This is a genomic window from Reyranella aquatilis (assembly GCF_020880995.1).
In the GTDB taxonomy this organism is placed as follows: domain Bacteria; phylum Pseudomonadota; class Alphaproteobacteria; order Reyranellales; family Reyranellaceae; genus Reyranella; species Reyranella aquatilis.
The window spans coordinates 16821-42350 of sequence record NZ_JAJISD010000013.1; the positions used below are offsets into that span (position 1 = coordinate 16821).

The window sequence follows — 25530 nt, forward strand, 5'->3', positions numbered from 1 at the left end:
CCCGGCCGAAGGAGATGAAGTCCGCGTGCAACGTTATGCCTCGACCCTGCAGTCGAACCCCGACCGCTGGGTGGTAGCCCCCACACCGACCCAGAATGCCTCCCTGCCCTTCCGGCGCGGCGGTTTCGGCAGCCTGTGCGAGGCGCTGGACTACGCCGCCCGTGGCGAGACGGGGCTCAATTTCTTCGATGCGCGCGGCCGCCTGCTCGCCCCCCTGTCCTACCGGCAGCTCCGCCAGGAAGCCCGGTCCTTCGCCCGCCGCCTGATCGGGGCCGGCTTCGCACCCAGTGAACGGCTGCTCATCGTGGCCGACACCTGGCCGGGCTTCTGCATTGCCTTCTTCGGCTGCCAGTATGCCGGCGTCGTGCCGGTCCCGGTCCCGGTGCCGGTCGGCTTCGGCGCCAAGGCCCAATACATCTCCCAGCTTCGCAAGCAGATCGAGGCGTCCCAGGCCGTGGGCATCCTTGCCCCCGACGAACTGGCCGAGTTCGCGAGGAGCGCCGCCGAAGGCACATCCGCGCGGGTTGCGGGGCCCATCTCGCTGTTCAACGCGCTCCCCGAACCCAGGGTCGAGCTACGGCCGCTCGGTGCCGGCATGGCTTGCTACATCCAGTTCTCTTCTGGCAGCACCCGCGTGCCGCTGGGCGTCGACATCCGTCAGGACCAGCTCATGGCGAACATCGACGGATCGATCGCCGCGCAGGGATTGGACGACGCCGATTCGGGCGTTAGCTGGCTGCCGCTCTATCACGACATGGGCCTGATCGGCTTCGTCCTGGCGCCCATGTGCGCCCAGCGCACCGTCGACCTCCTGGCGCCGCGCGACTTCGCCCGGCGGCCGATGCAGTGGCTTTCTCTGATCTCGCGTCGCCGCGCGACCATCACCTACAGCCCGAGCTTCGGCTACGACCTCCTGACGCGCCGGGCGCAGACCGCGCCCCTCGCCGAACTCGACCTGTCGAGCCTGCGGCTTGCGGGCATCGGGGCCGACATGATCCAGCTTCCGGTCCTTCGCCGCTTCGCCGAATCCTTCAAGGCGGCGGGCTTCGACGAGCGCGCCTTCATGCCGAGCTACGGCATGGCCGAGGTCTGCGTGGGACTGAGCTTCACACCACCGTTCACCGGCATGAAGGTCGACCGTTTCGTCGATCCGCAGTCGGGCCGGACGCGCGACTTCGTGGTCTGCGGCAAGGTCCTGCCCGGACATGCGGTGGAAATCCGCGACAAGGCGGGCGCGATCCTGGGCGAGCGCTGCATCGGCCGCCTGTTCGTGCGCGGCCCCAGCGTGATGCCGGGCTACTTCCAGAAACCCGACGAGAGCGCGCGCGTGCTGCGCGACGGCTGGCTCGATACCGGCGACCTGGGCTACTGGCACCAGGGCGAACTGGTGATCACCGGCCGTGCCAAGGACCTCATCATCGTCAACGGCCGCAATATCTGGCCACAGGACATCGAATGGGCGGTCGAATCGCTGCCCCAGATCCGCCGCGGTGACGCCTGCGCCTTCTCGGTCGATGGCGCCGGTGCCGAGTCGGTCGTCGTCGTGGTCGAGGCCCATCCGACGGAACAGACCGAGCGGGAAGCGCTGCTCGGAGACATCAAGCAGGCCGTCAAGGATGCGGTCGGCGTCGACGGCCGGGTCGTGCTCATCAAGCGCCAGCCCGGCCTGCCGCGCACCTCGTCGGGCAAGCTCAGCCGCACGCACGCCAAGTCGAAGTTCGTCGCCGGCGACTACTCGACCTGACGCACGCCCGGCGCCGGTCGGTCAGGTGACCGCGATCGGCCCGCCGTTCGAGCCCGTCGCTCCCCGGATCGGCGCCGGCGAGAAGATGTAGGCAAACTGGTACTTGCGGTCGGCGATCAGCCCCGTGAAATCCAGGTTCTCGTGGTTGAAGATGCCGTTCTTGGTGATCAGCTCGGCATGGACCGGGAACGCCAAGTCCTTGTTGGGATTGGGCACGACCTCGGTTCCCCAGGTATCGGCGCCGGTGAGCGCAATGCCCTTGTCGATGAACCACTTGGCCGCTTCCAGGCCGATTCCGGGCTCGCCGCCGTTGAACTTGTCGTTGTTCTTCATCCAGAGCTTGCCCCAGCCGGTGTTGAAGAACACTGCATCGCCCTCCTTGATGTCGGACTCCTGCATGTTCTGCTTCTGCAGAGCCGCCTTCAGGTCGGCGACGGTGATCTCCTGCCCGGCCTCCATCATCGCGCCCTTCAGGGCCTCGAGATCGAACAGGTGGCCGCGCGTGAAGAACGGCTTCACGTTCTCGATGCCGAGCTTCTTCATGCCGTAGGCGCTGTTCATTTCCTGATCGGTGACGCCGTTGTAGTAGCGCATCTCGCTCTTGTCGCCGTCCTTGCCCATCTGGATGCCGATATGGGCGAGCCCGTCGAACTGCGTTCCGGTCTGGCCGATCTCGGTGGACAGATACTCGTCGTTGTAGATCAGCTTGTTGACGCCGAACGGACCGCCGGTGGGACTGCCCGGGATGCGCAGGGTGAAGGCGCGCTCGCCGAACTTTGGCATCGCCGATTCGTAGATGCGGCCAATGCGGTAGACTTTGCCGTCCTTGATCAGCTTCACCGTGTCGAGGACCTTTGCTGGCGTCATGTAGTTCGAGGCGCCGGCCTGGTCGTCCTTGCCCCACTTCGGATGCGGCCACCAGACTTTGTCCGACAGCGCGGGCGCCTGTGCGACCTGCTGCGCGTGCGCCATGCCGGCCGCCAGCGTGCCGGCAGCGACGGCGCCGCCGACCAGGCCCGCCGTCAGGAAGGAGCGACGGTCTTCGTCGATCTCCCGGCGCGGTTGCTTGAGCTCTTCCTTGTCCTGAAGATATCTCGAGTCCATGAACGCCCCTCCTTTTCTTGTTGATGAGAGAAGCGTCATATCCTCAGCTTGTAGCGTCAAGCAGAAGCGACATTCGTTACTTTGTTACATATGCATTCCTGAAGGTTTCATGAGATGAGCCTGTTCGACCGGGACAAGTCGGCCGAGCGCATGCCGGTGACCCTGTTCACCGGCTTCCTCGGCAGCGGCAAGACCACGCTTCTCAACCGCATCCTCGCCGACCGGCGCATGGCGCGAAGCCTCGTTCTCGTGAACGAGTTCGGAGAAGTCGGGCTGGATCATCTCTTCATGGAGCAGGTCGGCGGCGACATGGTGCTCCTCCAATCGGGCTGCGTGTGCTGCACGATCCAGGGTGATCTCGACAAGACGCTGCGTGACATCGCTCGACGCCGTGCGCGGGAAGAGACGCCTCCGTTCGATCGGGTGCTGCTGGAAACGACCGGGCTCGCCGATCCCGCTCCCATCCTTCAGCTGCTGCTGAACAACCCGATGATCAGCCACGACTACAGGCTGGATGGCGTCGTGACCACGGTGGATGCGGTGAACGGCGCGCGACAACTGGACGAGCATCCGGAAGCGTTGAAGCAGGCCGCCGTCGCCGATCGGCTGCTGATCAGCAAGACAGACATCGCCGAGGTGGCGGCCAGCGCCGGCGTGCGGTCGCGATTGGCGTCGCTCAATCCGGGCGCCGCCCTCTTCGAGATCGTCCAGGGCGAAGTCGATCCGGCCCTGTTGTTCGACTCAGGTCCGTTCGACGCCACCGGCAAGAGCGACGCCGTCCGCGCGTGGCTCAATGCCGAAGCGCACGATCACGCCCATCACGGCCATGACCACACTCACGACCGCTCCCGCCACGACGCCCATATCGGCTCCTTCTGCCTGACCTTCGAGGAACCTCTGGACTGGGACCGCTTCAACCAATGGCTCATGGCCGTGCGGGCGGCCTGGGGCGACCGCCTGCTGCGCGTGAAAGGCGTGCTCGACGTCGCCGGCGAGAGTCAGCCGCTGGTGATCCACGGCGTGCACCGGACCTTCCATCCGCCCACCCTGCTCGCGCGCTGGCCCGATGAAGACCGCCGGTCGCGGCTGGTCTTCATCACCCGCGACCTCGACCGCTCCACGGTCGAGGCGAGTTGGGTCGAGATGGAAGAGGCTGCGGGAGCCTAGGCAGCGTCCTGCTTCGGCAGGACGTCCTCGTACTTCTTGAAGCCCGGCAGCTTCTCGATGCGGCCCATCCAGGCCTTCACGTTGGGATAGGGCGAGAGGTCGATCGCCGCTTCCTCGGCATAGGCCACGTCGCCATAGACGGCGACGTCGGCGATGGTCGCTTCGCTGCCGACCAGGAAGTCGGACTTGGCGAGCGCGCCGTCGAGCACCTTCAGCGCGTCCCCCGCCTGGTTGACGTACATCTGATGGACGTTGTCGTCGGCCTTCATGAAGCCGCGCTTGATGGCCCGCGGACGGTAGATGTTCGAGGCGAGGCGATCGAACTCCCAGAACAGCCATTCGCGCACGCGCGCCGTCTCCTCGGCGGTCTTGCCGCCCATCTTGCCGAACTTGTCGGCGAGGTAGAGCAGGATCGAGCCCGACTGGCAGAGCTTGAGCTCGCCATCGACCAGCGCCGGCACCTGGCCGAAGCGGTTGATCGCCAGATACTCCGGCTGCTTGTGGGCGCCGGCCCGCAGGTCGACATGCTTGTAGGCGAAAGGCTGGCCCATCAGGGACAGGGCAAGACCTGCCTTGTAGGTCGGACCGCTCAGCCAAATGCCGTACAGCGTCATCTTGGACATCGTTTCCTCCAGTGAAATGGGACCCCGCAGCATCGCACTTGAGCGAGGGGGGTGTAAGCCTATATGAGCGGGCATGAAAATTTCAGCACGCGATATCGACCATCTCTCCCTCACGGCTTCGGACCCGGCGGAGATCGCAGCCCGCCTGAGCCGTCTGGGCTTCAACCTGACGCCCGACGATGTGGAGCCGCGCTGCATCTGCTTCCAGCCCGACCGCGACGACGTCCCGAACTATATCGAGCTGCTCCAGGGGCACCCGCCTGTCATCTCCCTGGCGCTCAACGTCCCGGAACTGGACGGCGAGGAGCGCACTCACTCCTGGGAGACCGAGGACGGCTTCGAGGTCGATGCCGGCGTCGTCGTCGGCGAGAGTGGCGGCCCCCTGCCCTGGTTCCCGGTGAAGCATGAGACTCCCGACGCGTTCATGGAACCGGAATGGATCGTCCATCCGAACGGTGCGCTGGGCATGATGGCGATCCACGCGATCGCCGAGACGCCGAAGGACACGGCCAAAGCCCTGAAGACCGCATGGGGCGCCAGCGTCGAGGAGATCTTCGACGGTTGCACCATGGTGAAAGCCGGCTCGGTCGAGTTGCTGATCTGGTCGCCGCTGGCCTTTCAGCTCGAATACAAGGCACTCGAAATGATGATGCCGACCGAACTGCCGGCGGTCGTCGGTGCGGCCGTCGCCATCGAGCGGGCCCGCCCGCTGCAGGGGCTGCTCAGCGCCAACAATGTGCCCTTCGCGCTGGCCGAAGGCGATCGTGTCCTGGTCGCGCCGGAGCAGACCGGCGGCCTCATGATCGAGTTCATCCCGCAGAACTGAGTCACGGGAGCGCGCCACTCAATTGGCCCGCTCCACCGAAATCCTTCGTTTCAGAAGGCCGGCACCGGGGCCTGCGGCACATCCTTCCAGAAGTCGGGATCGTGGCCGAAGAACAACCGGGCGCCGCCCTTCTCCAGGGCTTCCAGCCGGTCGAGCGATGCCAGCATCTGCTCGCGGTCGTAGACGAAGCGCGGCAGGCGGCGCTCGCGCAGCGTCCGGCAGAAGTAGCAGGCGTCGCCGGTGATCACGATCTCGCCCGCCTCGGTCCGCACCTTCAGCGACTGGTGGCCGGGCGTATGGCCGTAGGTCGGGATGCAGACCACCGAGCCGTCGCCGAACAGGTCGTGCTCGCCGTCGACCTGCTTCACCGGGTGGCCATGATCGAAGTCGGCGCGGAAGAAGCCGATCTTGGCGGCCAGCTCCGGATCCTGCGCGGCTTCCCATTCGCGCCTTTGCACGACCATGGTGGCATTGGGCACGAGCTCGTTGCCGCCGGCATGGTCGAAATGCAGGTGGCTGTTCACGATGAAGTCGACCTTGCCGGGATCCCGATCGATCGATTCCAGGCGGGACTGCACGTCGTCGTCGGCCCCGAAATGCTCGAAGCCGAAGATACGTGCCGCACGCTCTCCGATGCGGCCGGCCGCGTCGGTGCGGCATTGCGGGTGCATGCCGGTGTCGAACACCGCCCGGCCCTTCGGGTGCTCGATCAGGTAGGAGGGAATGGGCAGCGCGACCTGACCGTCCTCGCCCTCGATCATGTCCTTGAGGCGGCCGACCAGTCGGCCGCAGGTCATGGCGTAGAGCCTGACGGTCATGGTCAGGCGTCCAGCACTTTTTTCAGCAGCTCGTTGACGACCTTCGGGTTGGCCTTGCCGCCGGTCGACTTCATGACCTGGCCGACGAACCAGCCGAACATGGTGGGCTTCGCCTTGTAGGCCGCCACCTGCCCCGGGTTGGCGTCGATCACGGCCTTGATGGCCGCCTCGATCGCGCCGGTGTCGGTCACCTGCTTCAGCCCGCGCTCCTCGACCAGGACAGCCGGATCCTTGCCCGTCTCTTCCATGGCGACGAACAGGTCCTTGGCGATGCGGCCCGAGATCGTGCCGTCGGCTTGAAGGTCGAGCAACTTGCCCAGGTTGGCGGCGCTGATCGGCGAGGTCTCGACGGTCGCGCTCCGCCGTTTCAGCATGGCAAAGAAATCGCCCGTCACGAGATTCGCCGCCTGCTTGGCGTCGCGACCCTTGGCGACGGCTTCGAAGAACTCGGCCGTTTCCTTCTCCGCCGTCAGAACGCCCGCGTCGTAGGGCGAGAGGCCGTAATCCTTGATGTAGCGGTTCTTCCGCGCGTCGGGCAGTTCCGGCAGGGTGGCGCGGATCTGGTCGACATACTCCTGCGTGAAGATCAGCGGCAGCAGGTCGGGATCGGGGAAGTAGCGATAATCCTGCGCATCTTCCTTCGAACGCGATGAGCGCGTCTCGCCGCGTCCCGAATCGAAGTTCCGAGTCTCCTGTTTGATCGTGCCACCACTTTCGATCACCTCGATCTGGCGACGCGCCTCGTACTCGATCGCCTGCTTCACGAAGCGGATCGAGTTTACGTTCTTGATTTCGCAGCGCGTGCCCAGTTCGCCGCCCGGCCTACGCACCGATACGTTGACGTCACAGCGCATGGAGCCCTCATCCATGTTCCCGTCGCAGGTGCCGAGATAGCGTACGATCGAGCGCAGCTTGGCGAGATACGCCGCGGCCTCATCCGCCGAGCGCATGTCCGGCTTGCTGACGATCTCCATCAGCGCCACGCCCGACCGGTTCAGGTCGACATAGGTCTGGCTAGGATGCTGGTCGTGCAGGCTCTTGCCGGCGTCCTGCTCGAGGTGCAGCCGTTCGATGCCGATGGTGCGGGTCTTGCCGTCCGGCAGGTCGATCTCGACCGCGCCCTCGCCCACGATCGGATCCTTGTACTGCGAGATCTGATAGCCCTGCGGCAGGTCCTGGTAGAAATAGTTCTTCCGGTCGAAGATCGAGCGCAGGTTGATCTTGGCATTGAGGCCGAGCCCGGTCCGGATCGCCTGCTCCACGCAGCGCTCGTTGATCACGGGCAGCATGCCGGGCATGGCGGCGTCGACCAGCGACACCTGCGTGTTGGGATCGGCCCCGAACGTGGTCGGGGCGCCGGAAAAGAGTTTAGCGTCGGAAATCACCTGGGCATGGACTTCCAGCCCTAGCACGATCTCCCACTCGCCGGTTTCACCTTTGATCAGCGACATGGCCGGTAGATAGCCAATGACGACCCGCTTGGCAAAAGGATCGAGCCTCCGCCGACGCTCCCATCGATCCGTCACGCCACAATTTCGGCACAACATCGCGCTTCCCGACGTCGAAGATGCTGAAGTAAAAGCATGCCTCAGGAGCGAGCCTGAAATCGCTCACAACAAGACGTATCCGCAGGGAGGATTTCATGACGACGTTCAAACGCCGTACGCTGCTGGCTGGCGCGGCTGCCGCCGCTCTGGGGGCTCCGGCCCTCGCCCGTGCCCAGGGCGCCGCCGACTGGCCCAAGGGTGCCCTCAAGATCATCGTGCCCTTCCCGCCCGGCGGTTCGACCGACCCGGTGGCGCGCATCATCCAGGCCAAGATGATCGAGAACACCGGCTGGAACATCCTCGTGGACAACAAGCCGGGTGGCACAGGTGCCGTCGGCTCGGCGATCGCGGCCAAGTCGGCGCCCGACGGCCAGACCTGGATGCTGACCTTCGACAGCCACATCCTCAACCCCGCCTTCGCGTCGGGACTGCCCTACAAGGATTCCGAACTGTTCAACGTGATGCAGATCGGGCGCACGCCGCAGGCGATCTGCGCGCATCCCGACCGGCCGTACAAGACCTTCGCCGAGGTGATCGCCGACGCCAAGGCGCGGCCGGGCAAGGTCAATGTCGGCGTGCTGGGCGCCAGCCAGGCGCTGGTGCTGATGACGCTGATCAAGAAGGAGAACGGCGTCGACCTCAACCTGATTCCCTACAAGGGCGGCGGACCGCTCAATCAGGACATCCTTGCCGGAGTCACGGACGTCGCCATCGGCAGCCTGACCTCCTTCAGCCCGCACGTCCGTGCCAACAAAGTCCGGGCGCTCGCCGTGACCGGCGAGAAGCGCACCCCGGCGCTGCCCGACACGCCGACTCTCATCGAGCAGGGCGTGAAGGCCTTCCCGTCCTATTCGTGGTGGGGCGTCTACGCGCCGACCGGCACGCCGCGCCCGATCGTCGACCGCATGCATGCCGAGATCAAGAAGGCCGTGCTCGCGCCCGACGTGACGCAGAAGTTCATCGACCAGTTCAACATGGAAATCCTGACGACCTCGCCCGAGGAGTTCGCGGCCTACCAGAAGAGCGAGCAGGAGCGCTGGTTCAAGGTCATCAAGGACAACGACATCAAGGGCGACTAGTCGCCCCGGGACCATCAAGGGCGACCAGGCGCCCTCGTTGTCAGTGCCGCGCGGGCCCGATCAACCGGCCTGCGCGCCGCGCACCAGGCGGCCCGGCAACGCGCCGGTTGCCTCGCCGTCGCGATACGTGACCTGACCCGACACTATGGTCGCCCGGTAGCCCGTCGCGCGCTGCAGCAGGCGCTTGCCGCCGGCCGGCAAGTCCCACTTCATCACCGGCGCCTCGACGCGCAGCCGGTCGAAGTCGATGACGTTGAGATCCGCCTTCTTGCCGACCGCCACGACACCGCGATCGCCGAGGCCGACCGCCTTGGCATTGTCCTGCGTGTGGCGTTTCACCAGCCAGGACACGTCGAGCCTTCCCTGCTTGCGGTCGCGGCCCCAGTGCTGGAGCAGATAGGTCGGATAGGAGCCATCCGAGATCAGGCCGACATGCGCGCCGCCGTCGCCGAGGCCGATCAGCGTATGCGGGCTCTGCATCATCTCGCTGCAGCAATCGAGATTGTAGGCGGCGTAGTTCGCGAACGGCGCGAAGATGAAGTTCTTGCCCTCGCCCTCGATCAAATAATCGTAGATCAGCTCGCGCGGATCGCGGCCCTCTCGCGCAGCCCGGGCGCCGAACGAGGTCTCCTGCGGCGGCTCGTAGTTGGGCGGATCGCCCAGCGGGAACATGCGGTCGAAGTCGGTGAGGCGCTGTGCCATCTCGGAGCGCATCGGCTCGCTGCTCTCCTTCAGGATGCGGGCGCGGAAGGCCGGATCGCGCATGATCGCCAGCCGCTCTTCCACCGACTTGTGCTGGATCTCCTTGTAGGCGGCGCACATCGAGAACGGGATACGGCTCGCCTGCAGGCCCTGCAGCACGCCGATCGGGCGCGGCGCGACCTGCGCCTTGGCGCTGTGGCCCTTGGCGACCAGCCCCTCGACCAGGCCGAGCAGGCGCCGCCAGCCGTCGGGACGCGAATGGCGCTGCGCCAGCGACACCGAGAACGGACGGCCCGAGGCGGTGAGCAGCCGGTCGAGCATCTCGAACTCGCTCTCGGGATTGGGCGTGTTGAAGTCGGAGATGAATTCGATCACGCCGCGGCCGGCATCCTTCATGCCGAGCGCGATGCCGAGAAGTTCCTCTTCCGAGGCGCGCAGCGACGGCGTCGGATCGCCTTTCACCGTACGATGGTTCAAGGTGCGTGAGGTCGAGAAGCCAAGGGCGCCGTCGCGCATCGCCTGCGCCGTCAGCGCCCGCATCTGCGCCACTTCTTCCGGCGTCGCCTCTTCCAGCCGCGCGGCGCGCTCGCCCATCACAAAGACGCGGAGCGCGCCGTGCGGCAGCTGGGCGCCGAGATCCATGTCGCGCGGCTTGGCGTCGAGCGCATCGAGATACTGGCCGAACGACTCCCACGACCAGTTGAGGCCCTCGTCAAGCGCGGCGCCGGGAATGTCCTCGACGCCTTCCATCAGCTCGATCAGGCGCTGCCGGTCCTCGATCTTCACCGGCGCGAAGCCGACACCGCAATTGCCCATCACCGCCGTGGTGACGCCGTGCCAGCTCGACGGCTGGAGGTAAGAATCCCAGGTGGCCTGGCCATCATAATGGGTATGGATGTCGACGAAGCCGGGCGTGACCAGCAAGCCCTTGCCTTCGATCTCCTCCCGGCCCTGCCCGCTCACCTTGCCGACAGCGGCAATCCGGCCATCCTTCACCGCGACGTCGGCTTCCCTGATCGCGGCCCCGGTACCGTCCGCCAGGTTGCCGCCACGCACCACGAGATCGAAATCCGCCATGTTCGTTCACTCCCGATTTGACGATGAGCTTACGCGGCCGAATGGCAGTCGTCTTCACCGCCCGCTCGTGCACCGGCCGGGAATTTCCCTCTGTCTGCACCGTGCGGAACTCCCGGAAGGGTATCGGGTGCTCTGCGGCGCCGATGGCGATTTCGTGAACGATTTCATGCAAAATTTAATAAATTGCACCAAGATTGAGATTAACGAATATGCTGTTTCGTGCTACCGCATGGTGCGTGTGGAGGACGCGTGGGGACGCGTCCTTGGGTGTAGCGTAGGCCGCGTGGGGCGGCTCTTGGGACCGGGCTGGCTGCCATTGCCGGGTCGGGTAAGTGGGAAATGGTGCGTCGCGGTTGGAGCGTCGTCCTTACCGCCTGGCTGATGTCGTCGACCCCATGGGCCGTGGAAGCCCAGCAGGCCTGCGATGTCGATGAGGCTCAGCGTCTGTTCGGGGAGCAGCCCAAACCACTGCCCCGGCTGCGGGAGCTGTTGGCGGCGTGCGAACGCGCCGGCTCCCGGGACTATCGCGTCTACATGTTCCTCGGCGTGATGGCGCGCGATGCCGGCGACCGCACGGAGGCCATTGCGCAACTGCGCCGTGCCTACGAACTGGCTCCGACGGAACCCAATCCCGCGCTGGAACTCGCCTTCACGCTCGAACCGAAGCATGCGTCGCAGGCCGCACAGGTCTACCGCGCCCTGCTGGCCCGCGATCCGGACGACCGCGCGGCCTTGCTGGGGCTGGCGAGGGTCGACCGCAGCCAGCAACGCCTCGAAGACGCCCGCCTGATCTACGAACGGATGCTGAAGAAGGATCCCTGGGATGCGGACGCGCTGAACGGACTCGCCTGGCTCCAGCTTGCCAACCGCAACCGCGAGAAGGCGCGGTCTGAATTCGAGACCGTATTGGCAAAGGACCCGAACAACGACGAAGCGAAGTACGCGCTCACCAAGGTGAACGACGTCTACAAGTACGTCTTCGACACCAGCGGCGCCTATGTATCGACGACGAACGGCAATTCATGGGGCTTCGGCGCCTCGGCGCTGATCGGGCTCGACGCCTTCAACACGATCGAAATCGGCGAGTATCATTTCACGAACGAGCTGGTGACGGTGAGCTCGATCGGTCTTGCGGTCCTGCCGTCTAACGATGTGCGCCTCGGCTTCTATCACGCGGTGCCGACCTTCTATAACCTGTCGCTGACCTACGACTATCGCACGCACGCCACGCTGCCGTCCGAGCACTGGATCGAGGGCGGCGTCGGCTTCTACGTGACCGATCGCATCAAGTGCTTCGGCACCTATCGCCAGGCATTCGGGGCGACGCAGTGGAACGGCCGCCTGATCAGGACCGGCCTCGGCCTCATTCTCTCGGATTCCTGGGAAGTGGGCCCCAGCGTCTTCAGCTCCGCCCAGGGAATCTTCAACAACTATCAGAACATCTTCAGCTGGGTGTTCGACGTCACCTATCGCGGCCCGGAGAATCTGCTGGTCGTTTTCGGCGTCGGCTACAGCCCGATGATCAACAACGTCGACCTCCATGCGCGCGCCATCGTCCCGGTGACCGAGCGCTTCGGAGTGACCGGCTCGATTGCCTACAACTCGATCAATGCCGACACGCGTGCAACCGCCGGCCTTCGCATTAACTGGTAATGCCCAAATGACCCAAGCGATGAAGAAGCCTCCGCAGCCAAATCAGCTCCGCATGGTGAAGGCGCCGGTCAAGGAACCGCTCAACATCCTGTTCGTCGACGACGATGAATCCGATGCGGCTCTCGGCCGCCTCAGACTCTCGACGGAACGAAACCTTCATGTCGGCTATGTCACCGCGGCCTCGGACGCCGAACGCATGATGGCCGAGCGCGAATGGGACGTGGTGGCGGTCGATCCCAGCATTGCCGGCGGTTTCGAGTTTCTGAAGCAGACCAAGACGCTCAATCGCTACAGTTCCACCCTGGTCGTCGTGCGGTCGAACTGCCCGGAGGCGATCCGCATGGCCGTGCAGTGCCGCATCGAATGCCTGATGTTCAAGCCCGTCAACGTCGAGCATTTCACGGACCAGGTCCTTCAGCTTGCCGCCGAGGCCCGCAGGCGGCGCCAGCGCCAGCAACGCCGCGTTCTTGCCATCGGAGCCCATCCCGACGACGTCGAAATCGGCTGCGGCGGGACATTGGCGAAGCATCGGACCGATGGCGACGCCGTGGCCATCCTGACCCTGAGCCGCGGCGCCGCCGGTGGCGATACCAACGCGCGCACCCAGGAGGCCCGCAATGCCGCCGCCCTGCTGGGCGCACGGCTCGAGTTCGGCGATTTCACCGATACCCTCATTTCCGAAGGCACCCGCACGATCGAGCTGATCGAGGCGGCGATCCGCGAGTTCCGGCCGACGCACGTCTACACGCATGCCGCCGAGGACACGCACCAGGACCATCGGGCCGTGCATGCAGCGACGCTGGTCGCCGCCCGCGGCGTGCCCAACGTCTACTGCTATCAGGCGCCCTCCTCGACCGTGGACTTCCGGCCCAACTTCTTCATCGACATCACCCCGTTCATCGAGAACAAGCTGCGCGCCATCCGGGCCTATGACAGCCAGGTCAACCGCAGCCCTTTGCTGCAGGACGATGTCATCCTGGCGACCGCGCGCTACTGGGGCCGATATGCCGGGCATGTGCTCGCCGAACCCATGACCGTCGTGCGCCAGCGCGACAGCGCGCTCGACAACACGGAGGGTGACGCACCGTCGCCCCGGGAGTCGCGGTCGGCGGCGGCAGGGTGACCGCGATTCCGCGGCACCGGACCAAGAGGACGGATCGATGCGTATCCTGATAACCGGTGCGGGTGGCCCGTCGGCCATCAGCGTCTGGAAAAGCCTGTCCGCCGACCATGAACTCCACATGGCGGACATAGACCCCTGCGCGGCAGGACTCTACCTCGTCCCGGAAGACCGGCGGCTGATCGTGCCGCGCGGCGATTCTCCCGAGCTCGCGCCGGCGCTACACGCGGCCTGCCGCGCCCGGTCGATCGAGCTGCTGCTTCCGACGGTCGACTCGGAGTTCGTGCCGCTCGCCTCCGCGCGTGCCGACTTCGAGGTGCTGGGCGTGGCGCTTCCCATCTCGCCTCTCGAGGCGCTTGAGGTCTGCCGCGACAAGAACCTGCTGATCAACCGACTGCGGGGACTTGCCCCCGTTCCCGACAGCGAGCCCCTGACGCCGGCGGTCGCGGCGCGCGTGGACACATTCCCCCGCTTCGTGAAGCCACGCAGCGGTGCGGGTTCGCGCGGCGCGGAAAAGATCGCCAGCCGGCGCGAGCTGGAGGCCCAGGCGATGGACGGGTCTCTGCTGCTGCAGGAGTACCTGACGGGCGAGGAGTATTCCGTCGATGTCTACGTCCACAGCGACGGCCGGGTCATGGCCGCGGTCCCGCGCGAACGCATGAAGACCGACTCGGGCGTCGCCGTCACGGCCCGCACCCTGCGCAATGAGGAGCTGATCGCATCGGCCGTTCGAATCGCCCAGGTGATCGGCATCCGCTACGTGGCCAACATCCAGTTCAAGCGTGCGGCCGATGGAGTCTTCAAGCTGCTCGAAATCAACCCGCGCTTTCCCGGCACTCTGCCGCTCACCACCGCTTCGGGCATCGACATGCCGAAGCTCATGGTCGACGACGTCCTGGGCCGGGACATGCCGGATGGGCTGCTGCCGTTCAGGGAGATCATGGTCGTGCGCTATTGGACCGAGCATTACTGCGACTCGACGGAGTGGGAGAAGCTGTGCCGCCGCTAGCCGTCTGGCTTGTTCGTCACGGCCAGAGCACCTCCAATGCCGGCCTCCCCGCGGTCGGCCATGGCGACGTTCCTCTGACGCCGCTCGGCCTCGAACAGGCCAGGGCCGTGGCCCGCCGCATCGACCGGCAACCGGACCTGCTGGTCGTGTCTCCGTTCCTGCGTGCGCGTCAGACCTGCGGCCCCGTTCAGGAGCGCTGGCCTCAGGCGCCCTGCGAGACATGGGACATCTCGGAACTGACCTATCTCAGCCCCGAGCGCTGCCGCGGTACGACGGCCGTGACGCGCAAACCGATGATCGACGCCTACTGGGACCGCTGCGACCCCGACTATCTCGACGGGCCGGATGCCGAGTCGTTCGGCGGTTTCATGGCCCGGCTGCGTGCCTTCAACGATCGCCTGCTGGGTCTCGACGGAGGCTTCGTGGTCGCGGTCGGTCACGGTCAGTTCTTCCGTGCCTTCATGATCGGCTTGACGGCCGGCTTCGAAGCGACCCCCGACTGGATGCGCCGCTATCGCGCAACCGAGGTGGCGACGCCGCTCGCAAACGGCGAGATCGTCGAGCTGAGCGGTCAGGCGCTCAGAGGGAACGGCGGCTGAGCGCGTACCCCGCTCAGGCAGGAAAGAAGAGCATATAGGCCGCAACGAGGCCCGCGACGAAGACCAGCGAGATCAGCTCGCTCCAGATGAGGCGCCCCTCAGCCTTTCGGTCGGCCCTCATCAGCCGGTCGTATTCGGACTCCTTGTCTACGCTCATTTCCGGATCCTCGCCTTGCCCGACTTCACCGTCTTGTCCCAGCGCAGGTCCGCATTCTTGTATTGCGCCGCCATGGCGCCGAAGGAGATGGCGCACATGACCGGGCCATAGCCGATCACGATCAGGAGCAGGTTGCGCAGCCAATGCGGCGCCCCCGCGCGGTCGGCGCGAAAGACGAGCCAGGCGAAGAAGGTCGAGATGCCGGGCCAGGCGAGCATCACCTGGACGGGAATGTCACGCCACGACCACCCGACATCGCCCGACCAGTAGGGGCCGTTGAAGAGCGGATTGGCCGACGGGGGCACCAGGATCATCAGCATGATGATGATCGACACCAGCCCGGGGAACAGTAGGCCCTCCAGCCACGCACGTTTTCCCGTCTCCGGGTCGATCATCAGCGAGAACAGCGTCTCGAACAGATAGACGACGAGCGTGGCACTCCACAGCGCCGTGAACGCGGACCAGGCCCAAGGCGGACGAAGATAATAGAGACCGATGATGCCGATCGAGCCCAGGATCATGAACACCGGCAGGAGCGCCACGCTGAACCACAGGACGCCGAAGGTGACGCCGCCGAGCTTGGGATGCTGGCTGCGCCTGAACCACAGGTTCCGGAAGGCCGAGGTGAGCTGAAGGTTGCCGCGCGCCCAGCGGATCCGCTGCTTCCAGAGCGCGGCCAGACTGTCGGGCTCCTCCGCCCAGACGATGGCATTGCCGTCGAACACGACGCGCCGCCCCGCGAGCTGAGTCTTGAAGGTCGTAAACGTGTCCTCCGCCAGCGAGCTCGTGTCGATCTGGCCACCGATCGCGATCAGGTTCTCCCGGCTATGGAGCTGGGCGCCGCCGGCCATGCACGCGAGCACCCCGAGAACGTTCTGTGCGCGCCGGGCCGCCGCCTGCGCCGTGATGTACTCGAAGGCCACGAAGCGGGTGACAAGGTTGCCCGGAAAGCTTCCCTCCTTCACATAGGCGGTCACGCCACCCACGCTGGGATCCGCCAGGTGTCGCGTCATCCGTCGCAGGGTCACGGGCTCGAAGAGCACGTCGGCGTCCATGATCATGACCGCCTCGGCCCAGTCCTCCGAGAGGATGATGCTGAGGCCGTGATTGAGCGTGTGAGCCTTGCCCTGCCCTCCGACCTCACGCCGGAGGTGGAACACCGAGCCCGGATACTGCGCCATCTTCTCGCGCATTACCGCGGGCGTATCGTCCGTGCTGGCATCGTCGACGACGTAGATTCGCCAGTGACCTTCGGGATAGTGAAGGCTCATCAGCGAATCGATGCTCGAGCCGATGACGTCGGCCTCGTTCCACGCCGGCAGGACGAAGGCGACCCGCGGTGTGTAGTCGGCGCACTTCGAGTAGTTGTTGCGGACGCTCTGCCAGCCGATGATCACATACTGCACGAGCGACGCCACCGTCGGCACCATGCCCAGCAGCATCGCCACCAGGAAGAAGGCTGCCAGCAGGTCCGTCGGCTCGATCGAGCTCATGCGATGATCCGGGGGGTCAGTATCCCGTCGCCCGGCCGCTGAAAGCCGCCGCCTTTTCCAGCGCGGCCGCCGCACGCAGCAGCGTCTCCTCGTCGAAGGCGCGGCCGATCAGCTGCAGGCCGAGCGGCAGCCCGTCCTTGTCGAGACCGGCCGGCACCGAAATGCCCGGAAGGCCCGCCATCGACGCCGGGATGGTGAACATGTCGTTGAGATACATGGTCACCGGATCGTCCATCTTGTCGCCGGCGGCGAAGGCAGCCGTGGGCGCGGTCGGCGTCAGCAGCACGTCGCACTTCTCGAAGGCTTGCTTGAAATCGCGCGCGATGAGGGCACGGATCTGCTGCGCCTTCCTGTAGTAGGCGTCGTAGTAGCCCGCCGAAAGCACGTAGGTGCCGATCAGGATGCGGCGGCGGGTTTCCTTGCCGAAGCCGGCACCGCGCGTGTTCTCGTACAGCTCGGTCAGATCCTTGCCCGGCACGCGCAATCCGAATCGCACGCCGTCGTAGCGCGCCAGGTTCGACGAGCATTCCGCCGGCGCCACGATGTAGTAGGCCGGCAGCGCATACTTGGTGTGGGGCAGCGAGACTTCGACCGGCTCGGCGCCGGCGGCCTTCAGCATGTCCACACCGCGAGCCCACAGCGTCACGATTTCCTCGGACGTCCCGTCGACGCGGTACTCCTTCGGAATGCCGACCCTCATGCCCCTGATGTCGGGATTGCGCGCCGCGGCGGCGAAATCCGGAACCGGCAGCGGCGCCGAGGTCGAATCCTTCGGATCGTGGCCCGACATGGCCTGCAGCATCAGCGCGGTGTCTTCCACGGTGCGGGCGAACGGACCCGGCTGATCGAGCGAGCTCGCGAACGCCACGACACCCCAGCGCGAGCAGCGGCCGTAGGTCGGCTTCAAGCCGACGATACCGCAGAAGGAAGCCGGCTGCCGGATCGAGCCGCCGGTATCGGTTCCCGTGCTGCCGGGCACCATGTAGGCTGCCACCGCCGCGGCCGAGCCGCCCGACGAGCCGCCGGGCACCAGCTTGCGGTTGTCGCCCTTGCGCTTCCACGGATTCTCGACGCCACCGAAATGGCTGGTCATGTTCGAGGAACCCATGGCGAATTCGTCGAGGTTGGTCTTGCCGACCATCACCGCGCCCGACTTCCACAGGTTCGCCGTGACCGTGCTCTCGTACGGGGGAACGAACCCCTTGAGGATGGCGGAAGCGGCAGTTGTCTGGACGCCTTCGGTGCAGAACAGGTCCTTGATGGCGAGCGGCACGCCTTCGAGCAGGCCCGCCTCGCCGCGGGCGCGGCGCGCATCCGAGGCTTTCGCCATCTCCCGTGCCTTGTCCGGCGTCTCGGTGATGAAGGCGTTCAGCGCCCGATGCTCGTCGAGCTTCCCGAGGTGGGCGTCCGCCACCTCGACGGCACTGGCCTCCTTCTTCGCAAGTGTCGCCGAAAGCTGGGCGATGGTGAGATCGGTCAGGGCAGCCATCGCCTACTCCACCACTTTAGGCACGGTGAAGAAGCCGCCGGCATTCCTGTCCGACGGATCGATGTAGACCGCCCCACCCGGCGCGTTCGCGAGGACCTTGGCCGCGACACCGCCGTCCGTGACCTTGTCGGCGCGCATCGGCAGCGTCACGTCCGACACCGACGACATCGGCTCGACATTCTTCGTGTCGACCTCGTTCAGTTGCTCGATCCAGGCAAAAATGCCCGACAGCTCGCCGGCCAGCGGCGCGAGCTCCTCATCCGGCACCTTGAGACGGGCAAGCCGCGCGATGCGCGCCACCGTGTCCTTGTCGAGCGACATCCAAACACTCCAAAACCGCTCAAAAACAGCGTCTTAGGCGCGGTTGGTAGCGCCTTTGCCATCAGGGAGCAACCAGCCTAGCGGGCGGGCTCGGCCCGGTTCGCAGCGACGCGCTGCGCAGCGACTTTCTCGACGGCCGCCCTCACCTCGGGACGGCCGGCGAGCAGCTTGTTGAAGTCCCGGCGATAGAGAACCAGCAGATGGGTGTAGCCGCTCGCCACCACGTCGGCGTTGCGGGGCTGTGCGCTGAGCAGGCCCATCTCGCCGAAGAAATCGCCCTCCTTGAGGGTCACGACTATCGTCTTGGTGTGCACCGTCACCTCGCCGGCCGCAACGAAGTACATGGCATCGGGCGGTCCGCCGACCTTGATGATCGTTTCTCCCGGGAAGGCGACCAGCGCCCGCAACCGCTTGCCGACTTCGACGATCGTGTGCTGGTCGAGTCCGGCGAACAGGGACACTCGACCGATCATGGCCTGCAGCTCCAGGCCCAGATCCAGCGGCGGACGCTGGCTCACTGCACCGCGCCGTTCCGCGAGCTTGTCGCGCAGGTCGTTGTAGACCTCGCGGCTTATGATGCCCTCGTGCAGTCGCCGGATGTACTCCGCCCCCTCGTAGCGGATGGCGGCGCGCTCCAGCTGGCGCTGCTGCACCGACTCGGAATAGCCGGGATATTGCAGCGACAACGCCCTGAGCGCGCCTTCGACGCCGCGCTGGCGATTGCCGATCACCGCGGCGAGGCTTGCCTCCGCGTCGTGTCCCAGCAGGTCCGCGATCGAGTTGGCGTTGAAGGTCGTGAGTTCGCTGAGGACGCTGAGCGACACCATCAGGATTTCGAAGCGATCCGCCAGCCTATCCGTCAGCATCCGCTCGAAGCCGAAGCGCCGGTGCAGCCACAAGGCGAAGCGGAATCCCCGGTCCGGGCGCGAAATCTCCTCGAGCCACTGCTCGTAGCCTTTGGCGCCCTTGTCGCGAACGGTATCGATGAGCCGGTCGGCATTCGCCGCGAGGACGGCCACCATGCGTCGCGACAGGATCTGCTGCTCGAAAAGCTCGAGATAGAGTTCCTTCTCGCGCGTGCAGAGCGTCACCAGCCCGATCTTCACCCTCTCCTCGAGATCGAGCGCCAGTTCCGGCGGCACGGGTTCGACCGAGGGATCGCCCGCCGAGGCCGGATCCACGGCAAAGCCGTCCGTCCGTTCGTTGTGCTGGCGAATGATCTGCTGGAGATGCTTCTCGACATTGACGCGGGAGAGCGCCAGCACGCGGTCGCGCAGCGCCAGTTCCAGCCGGCTGAGCTTGTCGAGCCCGAACAGGTGCATGACCAGGCCGAGGGTGGTCGCATTCACGAACAGCGTGAACAGCACGAACAGCACCGCCGAGATCGCAATGAAGTCGCGCACCGGTTCAGGAAGCTGCTCGTTGCCCGCCGCGACCATCGCCAGCACGATCGTCACCGCACCGCGCAGGCCGCCCCATACCAGGATCGCCTTGTAGCGCCGGTTCACCGGCTGGACGAGCCGGAAGCCCTCCAGTACCGGCAACATTCCGAACACGACCAGAGCGCGGGCCGCGAAAGCGCCGATGGCGACCGCGAGAACGCCCCAGACATAGAGCCAGGTGATCTTCAGCAGCACGTCGGCCGCGACCATCGAGGCCAGGACGAAGATCAGGCAGTTCGCCCAGAATTCGAGTTGCGCCCATACCTGACGCAGCGCGGTCCACTGCCTCGGATGAAGATGGGTCGGCCCGTAGGCGGCGATGGTCAGCGCGGCCATCACCACGGCGACAACGCCGGAAACGTGGATGTACTTGTCGGCAATGATGAAGCTGAGATAGCAGAGGCTCACGGTCACGGACGCGATGGCCGCATCGGATTCGCCCAGCCGCGGCAGGATCATGATGGCGATGCGCGCCATCGAGAAGCCGAGCACGAGGCCGCCCACGAACTCCCGCAGGAACACCGCGATCGCCGAGGTCGGATCGGCCGGCATGCCGCTCCCGTCGGTCGAGGCCCGGGCGACCAGGATGCCCATGAACAGCCCGAAGGCGGCGATGGCGACCGCATCGTTCAGCAGCGATTCGCCTTCCGCCAGGATCGACAGCCGCTTCGGCGCCCCGACGTCGCGGAAGATGCCGATGACCGCGGCCGGATCGGTCGTCGAGACCACGGCGCCCAGGAGCAGGCAGACGACGATGTCCATGCCGGTCGCCAGATGCACGACGCCTGCTACGCACGCGATACACACGAGTACGGCCACGATCGCGAGCAACAGCACCGCATGGATCTCGTCCATCAGGCGGCGCACGTCGATCGTGAGGCCGGCCGTGAACAGGAGCGGCGGCAGGAACAGGGGCAGGAACAGTTCGGTTCCCACTTCCAACTTGTCGAGACCGATAAAGGCATCGGTGAAGACGCCGAGCCTGAGCCCGCCGGCGATGATCCATGATCCCAGGAACCCCATGCCCATGCCGGCGATGGCCAGCAGGACCGTGTGGGGCAGCCTGAACCGTTCCGCGAGCGGCACCAGGACGCTGACGACCGTCAGGACCACGGCAATGGCCAGCAGGGCGTAGAGCGTATCTGTCACCTTATCCGAACACCTTTGCTGCGGCCGCTTGTCGACCCGACCCGTTGCACGCCTTATAACCTTTGAGATGGCCCGGTTGGCAGTCCTGATTCACGGCATGTGGGGAACGTCCGTGGTGTGGCATCGCTGGCGCCCCATGCTCGAGGGACGTGGTTGGCAAACGATCGCGCACTCCCTGCGATACCACGACGTGCCACCAGGTTCGCCTCCCGCCGCGCTGGGCGAAACCAGCCTGCATGACTATGTTGCCGATCTCGAAGCCGCCATTCACGCGCTGCCGGACAAGCCGGTCGTCATCGGTCATTCGATGGGCGGTCTGATCGCCCTCCTTCTCTGTGCCAGAGGTCTCGCGCGGGCGGGCGTGCTCCTTACCCCGGCACCGCCGTCCAGCGTGCTGGCCCTGCGCCCCTCCAACCTGATGGCCTTCGCCCGCATCCAGGCGCGCTGGGGCTGGTGGCGCAAGCCGCACCGCGCGACGCTCGGGGAAGCGCTGACCTACACGTTCAACACGTCCGACCGCGTCACCGCCACCGCGGAGCATGCGGGTTTCGTCCACGAATCGGGCCGAGCCCTGCTCGAGATCGGCTTGCCATGGCTCGACAAGAGAAAAGCAGCGTTCGTCGATCCGCGGAGAGTGACCGTGCCTCTGCTGTTCGTCGGCGCCGAAAAGGATCGACTGGTGCCGCCGGGAGTCGTTCGCCGAACCGCGCAGCGCTTCGCCCACGTCTCGGACTATGTCGAGTATGAAGGTCAGGGACACTGGGTGCTCGGCCAACCCGGTTGGGACCGCGTCGCCGACGATGCCGAAACCTGGCTCACTGGGAAACTTGCCTGACATGCCCGTCGTCGATTTTGCGGAATTGAAGAGCCTGCTCGTTCGCGACGGGCGCCTGATGGCGCTCGACCTCGGGACCAAGACCATCGGCATCGCGACCTCCGACGTAATGCGCATGCTGGCGACGCCGCTCACCACGCTGAAGCGCACCAAGCTCGCCGCCGATCTCGCCGCGCTCGACCAGCTCGTGCGCAAGCACGAGGTCAAGGCTCTGACGGTCGGGCTGCCGCTCAACATGGACGGGACCGAAGGGCCGCGTTGTCAATCGGTGCGCCAATTCGTGACCAATATCCAGAACCACGGCACGCCCGCCCTCGCCGCCCTGCCGATCGTCTTCCAGGACGAGCGCCTCAGCACCGCTGCCGTCACGCGCGGCATGATCGACGACTACGACATGACGCGCTCGAAGCGAGCCGAACGCGTTGATGCTGCGGCGGCGGCCTGGATCCTGGAAAGCGCGATCGCGCGGCTCCGTTAGTCACTGGCGCGCGACTTCGTATCTCAAGGACAGAGTGATTTTGGCGCCGGCGCCGGCGCCGGCGGCGGGTCGGCATCGAGCGAGCGCAGGAAGGCGACCAAGTCGGCGCTCTGCTCCGTCGTCAGGCCGAGCGGCCGCACGAGCGGCGTGCCGTCGCTGTGCAGGCGATCCGGACTAACCTCCGAATAGTGTTTCACGACGTCTTCGAGGGTCGGCACGCTGCCGTTGTGCATGTAGGGCCCGCCGCGCCCGACCTGACGCAGACCGGGAACGCGAAACTCGCCGAAGTTGGAGTGCTGGCGCTGCACATGCCGCGTGCGCCGCGTGCTGGCGCCGGTCGCATCGTCATTGTACTTGCCCAGGAGGTTGAACGGACTGGCCGCCAGCCGGGCGAGCCCGCCCAGACGCCCCGGATCAACCTCGCCCGGCCGCACGAAGAACGGAATGCCGATGTCGCCGAACTCGCCGTTGGTGAAGCGCGGGCCGAGATGACAGAGATTGCAGTTGGCCTCGCCGATGAACAGCTTCAGCCCGCGCTGGGCCGCCAGCGGATAACGCGCCGCGCGCTCGCGATCGCCGGCCACGAGCGCGTCGCGGAAGTCGTCGAACGGTGTGCGCGGACTGACGAGGGTCGCCTGGAACGCGGCCAAGGCCTTGGCCGTGTCGACCAGCAGCCGCTCGTCGTCCGGGCCGGGCTTTTCGCCGAACGCCTTTTCGTACCCGCAGGCCAGGGCGCGGTCGCTGCGCAGGAGTTCGCCGGGACGCGCCGCCCCGCCGTTCATCTCGCGGGGATCCAATAGCGGACGGATGCTCTGCGCCCAGAGGGAATCGCCCGCGCCGTCCCAGCCGAACCAGTGCAGGTAGCCGATGTTCCACAGCGACGGCGTGCGGCGATCGAGGTCGACCGCACCCTTCCCTTTTGCCAGCCCGTCGCTCCATTCGCGACCGGCCTGATGGCAGGTCGCGCAACTCATGCGGCCATCGCCCGACAGGCGCGGATCGTTGAACAGGTGCTCCCCGAGCGCGATCCCGGCCGGCGTGCCCGACACCCGGTTGGACGGATCGCGCGCCGGTGGCGGCGGCCACGGCCCGTGCTGCCGGACGGTGCGGATTTCCTCGGCGGTCCAGTCGAGCAACGGCTGCGCAGGCGCGCCGCCGGCCCACAGGGCCAGCATCGACACCAGCAGCAGGAACCGGATCACTTGAGGATGATGTCGTGCGTCAGGCGCTCGCTTTCCTCGCCCGCCCGCACGTCGAAGGTGATCTCCCACCGGCCGGGCATGTGGAACAGCATGCCCTCGGCCCGGAATCGACCGTCGCCGTTCGACTTGATGCTCGCCCTGTAGTTCATGAAATGGCGGTGATCGGGCATCTGCGCATCGACGGCCAGCAATTCCGCCGGGGCACCGCTCTTGGTGCAGACGTTGAGGACGAGCGCGAAGGGCTCGCCCACCTCGATGCGCGCCGGATCGGACCGGAACGCCATCAGGTAATGATCGGAATACACGACCCAGCCCATGCCACGGCCCAGATCGAGCGGGCAGTCGGCCCAGGCCGGCGTCGCCAGGCAGAGCCCGAGCAGCGCCGCCGCCAGCCTCATTGGCCGCCTCCGAATAGGCGATCGCCGTTCTCGTACGCGATCTTGCGCGCGACCTCCGGCGGCAGGTCGGACAGCCACTGCCGCGACCAGCGGGCATTCTCGATCACGTAGTGCCAGCGCTCCGGCGTGAAGGTGTCGCTGCCCAGCACGAAGCGGTCGGGAAACTCGATGAAGAGTTCGCGCCAGCCCGGCGCCACCTTGCCGTTGGAGACGTGCGCGGTCAGGAAAGCGAGATCGCACCACAGCGTCGGATAGCGGCGCAGCATCTCGCGCACCTTCTCGGGCCGCTCGAATCCCGAGTGCGCCCACAGGACTCTTGCGTTCGGGTCCTGCTGGAAGTGGCGAGTCACGGCGTCGGCGTCGGAATGCGAATGCAGGTACAGCCCGTACTGCTTCGCCAGCTCGACCACGCGCCGCACGTTGGGCAGGTCGGCATCGGCGCCATAGATGTGGAACTCGCCGATCGCCCGATACTTGCGCTTCGACAGCAGGTCCTCGAGGTACGGGATCAGGGTCGGATCCCTTGCCCAGGTCGAGATCTCGCCGCGCGACCGGTAGGGACGAAGCTCCGGCACGATCAGGCCCGGCGCCGCGTCCTGCAGCATCTTGGTGCCCTCGTTGTTCGAGCTCGACACCATGGCACGCTTGATCCCAGCCTTCTTCAGGATCTCGACCACCTCGTGCGGCGGCACGACCGACCAGGCGTCGTGGCTGTAGTGCATGTGTGCGTCGAAGATCGGCAGTTCGTCGGCGGCTCTGGCGACGGCGGCAGAAGCGATCAGGGCGATGACGAAGGCGAGTATGCGCATCGATGGTCCTTCAGCGATCCGTCTTGAGCGGGCAGGCATAGTTGAAGCTAATCGAGATGCGCTCGCCCGAGAAGTGCGCCGGCGGCACCTCGTGGCGCAGCCAACTCTCGAACAGCACGAGATCACCCTCCTGCGCCGCCACGCTGACGAAGGACCGGAAGGCCTCCGGCGCATCGGCCCGGCGCGGCGGGGCGGCCATCTGGTGCGCAAGCCGCGGATCCTCGAACTTGATCGCCCCCGCCCCCTTCGGCACCGACACGTAGTAGGTACCGCTCACGAACGAGGTCGGGTGGAGGTGCATGGAGTGGACCGTGCCTGCCGGCATGACGTTGGCCCAGCAGTCGGTCATCGCGAGCGCGCGGCCCGCCAGATCGTAGTGAAGGTCGCGCGCGAAGCTCTTCACGTGGCCGTCGATCCTGCGACGCAGCCGGTCGAACAGCGACGAGACGAGATGCAGCCGGTCGAGCGACCCGTAGGACGTGTAGCCGCCGAGGTAGTTCTTCGCCGACCAGCGCTGGCCGGCCGCATCCGAGATCGCGAGCGACTGGCACTCGTCGGCGAGGTCCTGATTGAAGCGCCGCCAGCTGCGGTCGACGAGGGACTCGCGATAGACGAGGGTCGGAAAAAGGGCACGGCTCGGCATGGCAGTGATTATCGATGATGCGGCGCGGTCGTGCTATGGTTTAGCC

Annotated in this window: 24 protein-coding genes; 10 read left to right on the top strand and 14 right to left on the bottom strand. The window is 66.1% G+C overall.

What is annotated here, in order from left to right; translation table 11 throughout:
* Positions 1-25 precede the first annotated feature (25 nt).
* A complete protein-coding gene (locus tag LJ725_RS24330; RefSeq protein ID WP_230553544.1) occupies positions 26-1744 on the top strand; it encodes a fatty acyl-AMP ligase in 1719 nt (572 codons plus the stop codon).
* A gap of 21 nt (positions 1745-1765) precedes the next feature.
* Here LJ725_RS24330 and LJ725_RS24335 read toward each other — a convergent pair whose 3' ends face one another.
* Positions 1766-2848 (bottom strand): cyclase family protein, encoded by a 1083-nt coding sequence (locus tag LJ725_RS24335; protein ID WP_230553545.1) that lies wholly within the window; start codon positions 2846-2848, stop codon positions 1766-1768.
* A 114-nt stretch (positions 2849-2962) separates the two neighbouring features.
* Here LJ725_RS24335 and LJ725_RS24340 point away from each other — a divergent pair, with 114 nt between their 5' ends.
* The gene (locus LJ725_RS24340) at positions 2963-4015 is read left to right on the top strand and encodes a CobW family GTP-binding protein (RefSeq protein WP_230553546.1); all 1053 of its coding nucleotides are present in this window, start codon (positions 2963-2965) and stop codon (positions 4013-4015) included.
* Here the strand turns inward: LJ725_RS24340 and LJ725_RS24345 are convergent.
* Positions 4012-4638 carry a glutathione S-transferase family protein gene (locus tag LJ725_RS24345; protein WP_230553547.1) on the bottom strand — a complete coding sequence of 209 codons (627 nt, stop codon included), beginning with the start codon at positions 4636-4638 and terminating at the stop codon, positions 4012-4014. The two genes, LJ725_RS24340 and LJ725_RS24345, sit on opposite strands and share 4 nt — an antisense overlap.
* Before the next feature lie 73 nt (positions 4639-4711).
* On the opposite strand from LJ725_RS24345, the gene LJ725_RS24350 reads away from it, so the two are divergent.
* Entirely contained in the window at positions 4712-5464 is a 753-nt protein-coding gene (locus tag LJ725_RS24350; protein WP_230553548.1) for a VOC family protein, read from the top strand.
* 50 nt (positions 5465-5514) lie between these two features.
* Here the strand turns inward: LJ725_RS24350 and LJ725_RS24355 are convergent, their stop codons facing one another.
* Positions 5515-6282, bottom strand: a complete 768-nt coding sequence (locus LJ725_RS24355; RefSeq protein WP_230553549.1) for an N-acyl homoserine lactonase family protein — start codon at positions 6280-6282, stop codon at positions 5515-5517.
* 2 nt (positions 6283-6284) lie between these two features.
* A complete protein-coding gene (gatB, locus tag LJ725_RS24360) occupies positions 6285-7733 on the bottom strand; it encodes an Asp-tRNA(Asn)/Glu-tRNA(Gln) amidotransferase subunit GatB (RefSeq protein WP_230553550.1) in 1449 nt (482 codons plus the stop codon).
* Between the two features lie 191 nt (positions 7734-7924).
* Here gatB and LJ725_RS24365 point away from each other — a divergent pair, with 191 nt between their 5' ends.
* Positions 7925-8908, top strand: a complete 984-nt coding sequence (locus tag LJ725_RS24365; RefSeq protein ID WP_230553551.1) for a Bug family tripartite tricarboxylate transporter substrate binding protein — start codon at positions 7925-7927, stop codon at positions 8906-8908.
* Positions 8909-8968: 60 nt separating this feature from the next.
* Here LJ725_RS24365 and LJ725_RS24370 read toward each other — a convergent pair whose 3' ends face one another.
* Complete coding sequence (locus LJ725_RS24370) at positions 8969-10687, bottom strand: N-acyl-D-amino-acid deacylase family protein (protein WP_230553552.1); 1719 nt, start codon at positions 10685-10687, stop codon at positions 8969-8971.
* A 339-nt stretch (positions 10688-11026) separates the two neighbouring features.
* Here LJ725_RS24370 and LJ725_RS24375 point away from each other — a divergent pair, with 339 nt between their 5' ends.
* From LJ725_RS24375 to LJ725_RS24390, 4 genes are read left to right on the top strand one after another with little or no spacing between them, the layout of a single operon-like run.
* Entirely contained in the window at positions 11027-12340 is a 1314-nt protein-coding gene (locus LJ725_RS24375; protein ID WP_230553553.1) for a tetratricopeptide repeat protein, read from the top strand.
* 19 nt (positions 12341-12359) lie between these two features.
* The gene (locus tag LJ725_RS24380; RefSeq protein WP_230553554.1) at positions 12360-13463 is read left to right on the top strand and encodes a PIG-L family deacetylase; all 1104 of its coding nucleotides are present in this window, start codon (positions 12360-12362) and stop codon (positions 13461-13463) included.
* A gap of 37 nt (positions 13464-13500) precedes the next feature.
* Positions 13501-14469, top strand: coding sequence for an ATP-grasp domain-containing protein (locus LJ725_RS24385; RefSeq protein WP_230553555.1), 969 nt, complete (start codon positions 13501-13503; stop codon positions 14467-14469).
* Complete coding sequence (locus tag LJ725_RS24390; protein ID WP_230553556.1) at positions 14457-15068, top strand: histidine phosphatase family protein; 612 nt, start codon at positions 14457-14459, stop codon at positions 15066-15068. Before LJ725_RS24385 ends, LJ725_RS24390 begins: the two co-directional genes overlap by 13 nt.
* A 13-nt stretch (positions 15069-15081) precedes the next feature.
* On the opposite strand, the gene LJ725_RS24395 is transcribed toward LJ725_RS24390, so the two are convergent.
* The 5 genes from LJ725_RS24395 to LJ725_RS24415 form a co-directional block, all read right to left on the bottom strand.
* Positions 15082-15225 carry a hypothetical protein gene (locus LJ725_RS24395; RefSeq protein ID WP_230553557.1) on the bottom strand — a complete coding sequence of 48 codons (144 nt, stop codon included), beginning with the start codon at positions 15223-15225 and terminating at the stop codon, positions 15082-15084.
* Complete coding sequence (locus LJ725_RS24400; protein WP_230553558.1) at positions 15222-16718, bottom strand: glycosyltransferase; 1497 nt, start codon at positions 16716-16718, stop codon at positions 15222-15224. The genes LJ725_RS24395 and LJ725_RS24400 overlap by 4 nt, the downstream gene beginning before the upstream one ends.
* A gap of 16 nt (positions 16719-16734) precedes the next feature.
* A complete protein-coding gene (gatA, locus tag LJ725_RS24405) occupies positions 16735-18207 on the bottom strand; it encodes an Asp-tRNA(Asn)/Glu-tRNA(Gln) amidotransferase subunit GatA (protein ID WP_230553559.1) in 1473 nt (490 codons plus the stop codon).
* A gap of 3 nt (positions 18208-18210) precedes the next feature.
* Positions 18211-18528: an Asp-tRNA(Asn)/Glu-tRNA(Gln) amidotransferase subunit GatC gene (gene gatC / locus LJ725_RS24410; RefSeq protein WP_230553560.1), complete on the bottom strand. Its 318-nt coding sequence runs from the start codon at positions 18526-18528 to the stop codon at positions 18211-18213.
* 77 nt (positions 18529-18605) lie between these two features.
* The gene (locus LJ725_RS24415; RefSeq protein WP_230553561.1) at positions 18606-21119 is read right to left on the bottom strand and encodes a cation:proton antiporter; all 2514 of its coding nucleotides are present in this window, start codon (positions 21117-21119) and stop codon (positions 18606-18608) included.
* Positions 21120-21186: 67 nt separating this feature from the next.
* Here LJ725_RS24415 and LJ725_RS24420 point away from each other — a divergent pair, with 67 nt between their 5' ends.
* The gene (locus tag LJ725_RS24420) at positions 21187-21954 is read left to right on the top strand and encodes an alpha/beta hydrolase (protein WP_268990864.1); all 768 of its coding nucleotides are present in this window, start codon (positions 21187-21189) and stop codon (positions 21952-21954) included.
* A 1-nt stretch (position 21955) separates the two neighbouring features.
* The gene (gene ruvX / locus LJ725_RS24425; RefSeq protein WP_230553563.1) at positions 21956-22432 is read left to right on the top strand and encodes a Holliday junction resolvase RuvX; all 477 of its coding nucleotides are present in this window, start codon (positions 21956-21958) and stop codon (positions 22430-22432) included.
* Between the two features lie 23 nt (positions 22433-22455).
* On the opposite strand, the gene LJ725_RS24430 is transcribed toward ruvX, so the two are convergent.
* From LJ725_RS24430 to LJ725_RS24445, 4 genes are read right to left on the bottom strand one after another with little or no spacing between them, the layout of a single operon-like run.
* Positions 22456-23634 carry a cytochrome-c peroxidase gene (locus LJ725_RS24430; protein ID WP_230553564.1) on the bottom strand — a complete coding sequence of 393 codons (1179 nt, stop codon included), beginning with the start codon at positions 23632-23634 and terminating at the stop codon, positions 22456-22458.
* Entirely contained in the window at positions 23631-24032 is a 402-nt protein-coding gene (locus LJ725_RS24435) for a FixH family protein (RefSeq protein WP_230553565.1), read from the bottom strand. Before LJ725_RS24435 ends, LJ725_RS24430 begins: the two co-directional genes overlap by 4 nt.
* Complete coding sequence (locus LJ725_RS24440; RefSeq protein WP_230553566.1) at positions 24029-24841, bottom strand: amidohydrolase family protein; 813 nt, start codon at positions 24839-24841, stop codon at positions 24029-24031. Before LJ725_RS24440 ends, LJ725_RS24435 begins: the two co-directional genes overlap by 4 nt.
* Before the next feature lie 10 nt (positions 24842-24851).
* Positions 24852-25484 (bottom strand): TIGR02466 family protein, encoded by a 633-nt coding sequence (locus LJ725_RS24445; RefSeq protein WP_230553567.1) that lies wholly within the window; start codon positions 25482-25484, stop codon positions 24852-24854.
* Positions 25485-25530: the final 46 nt, after the last annotated feature.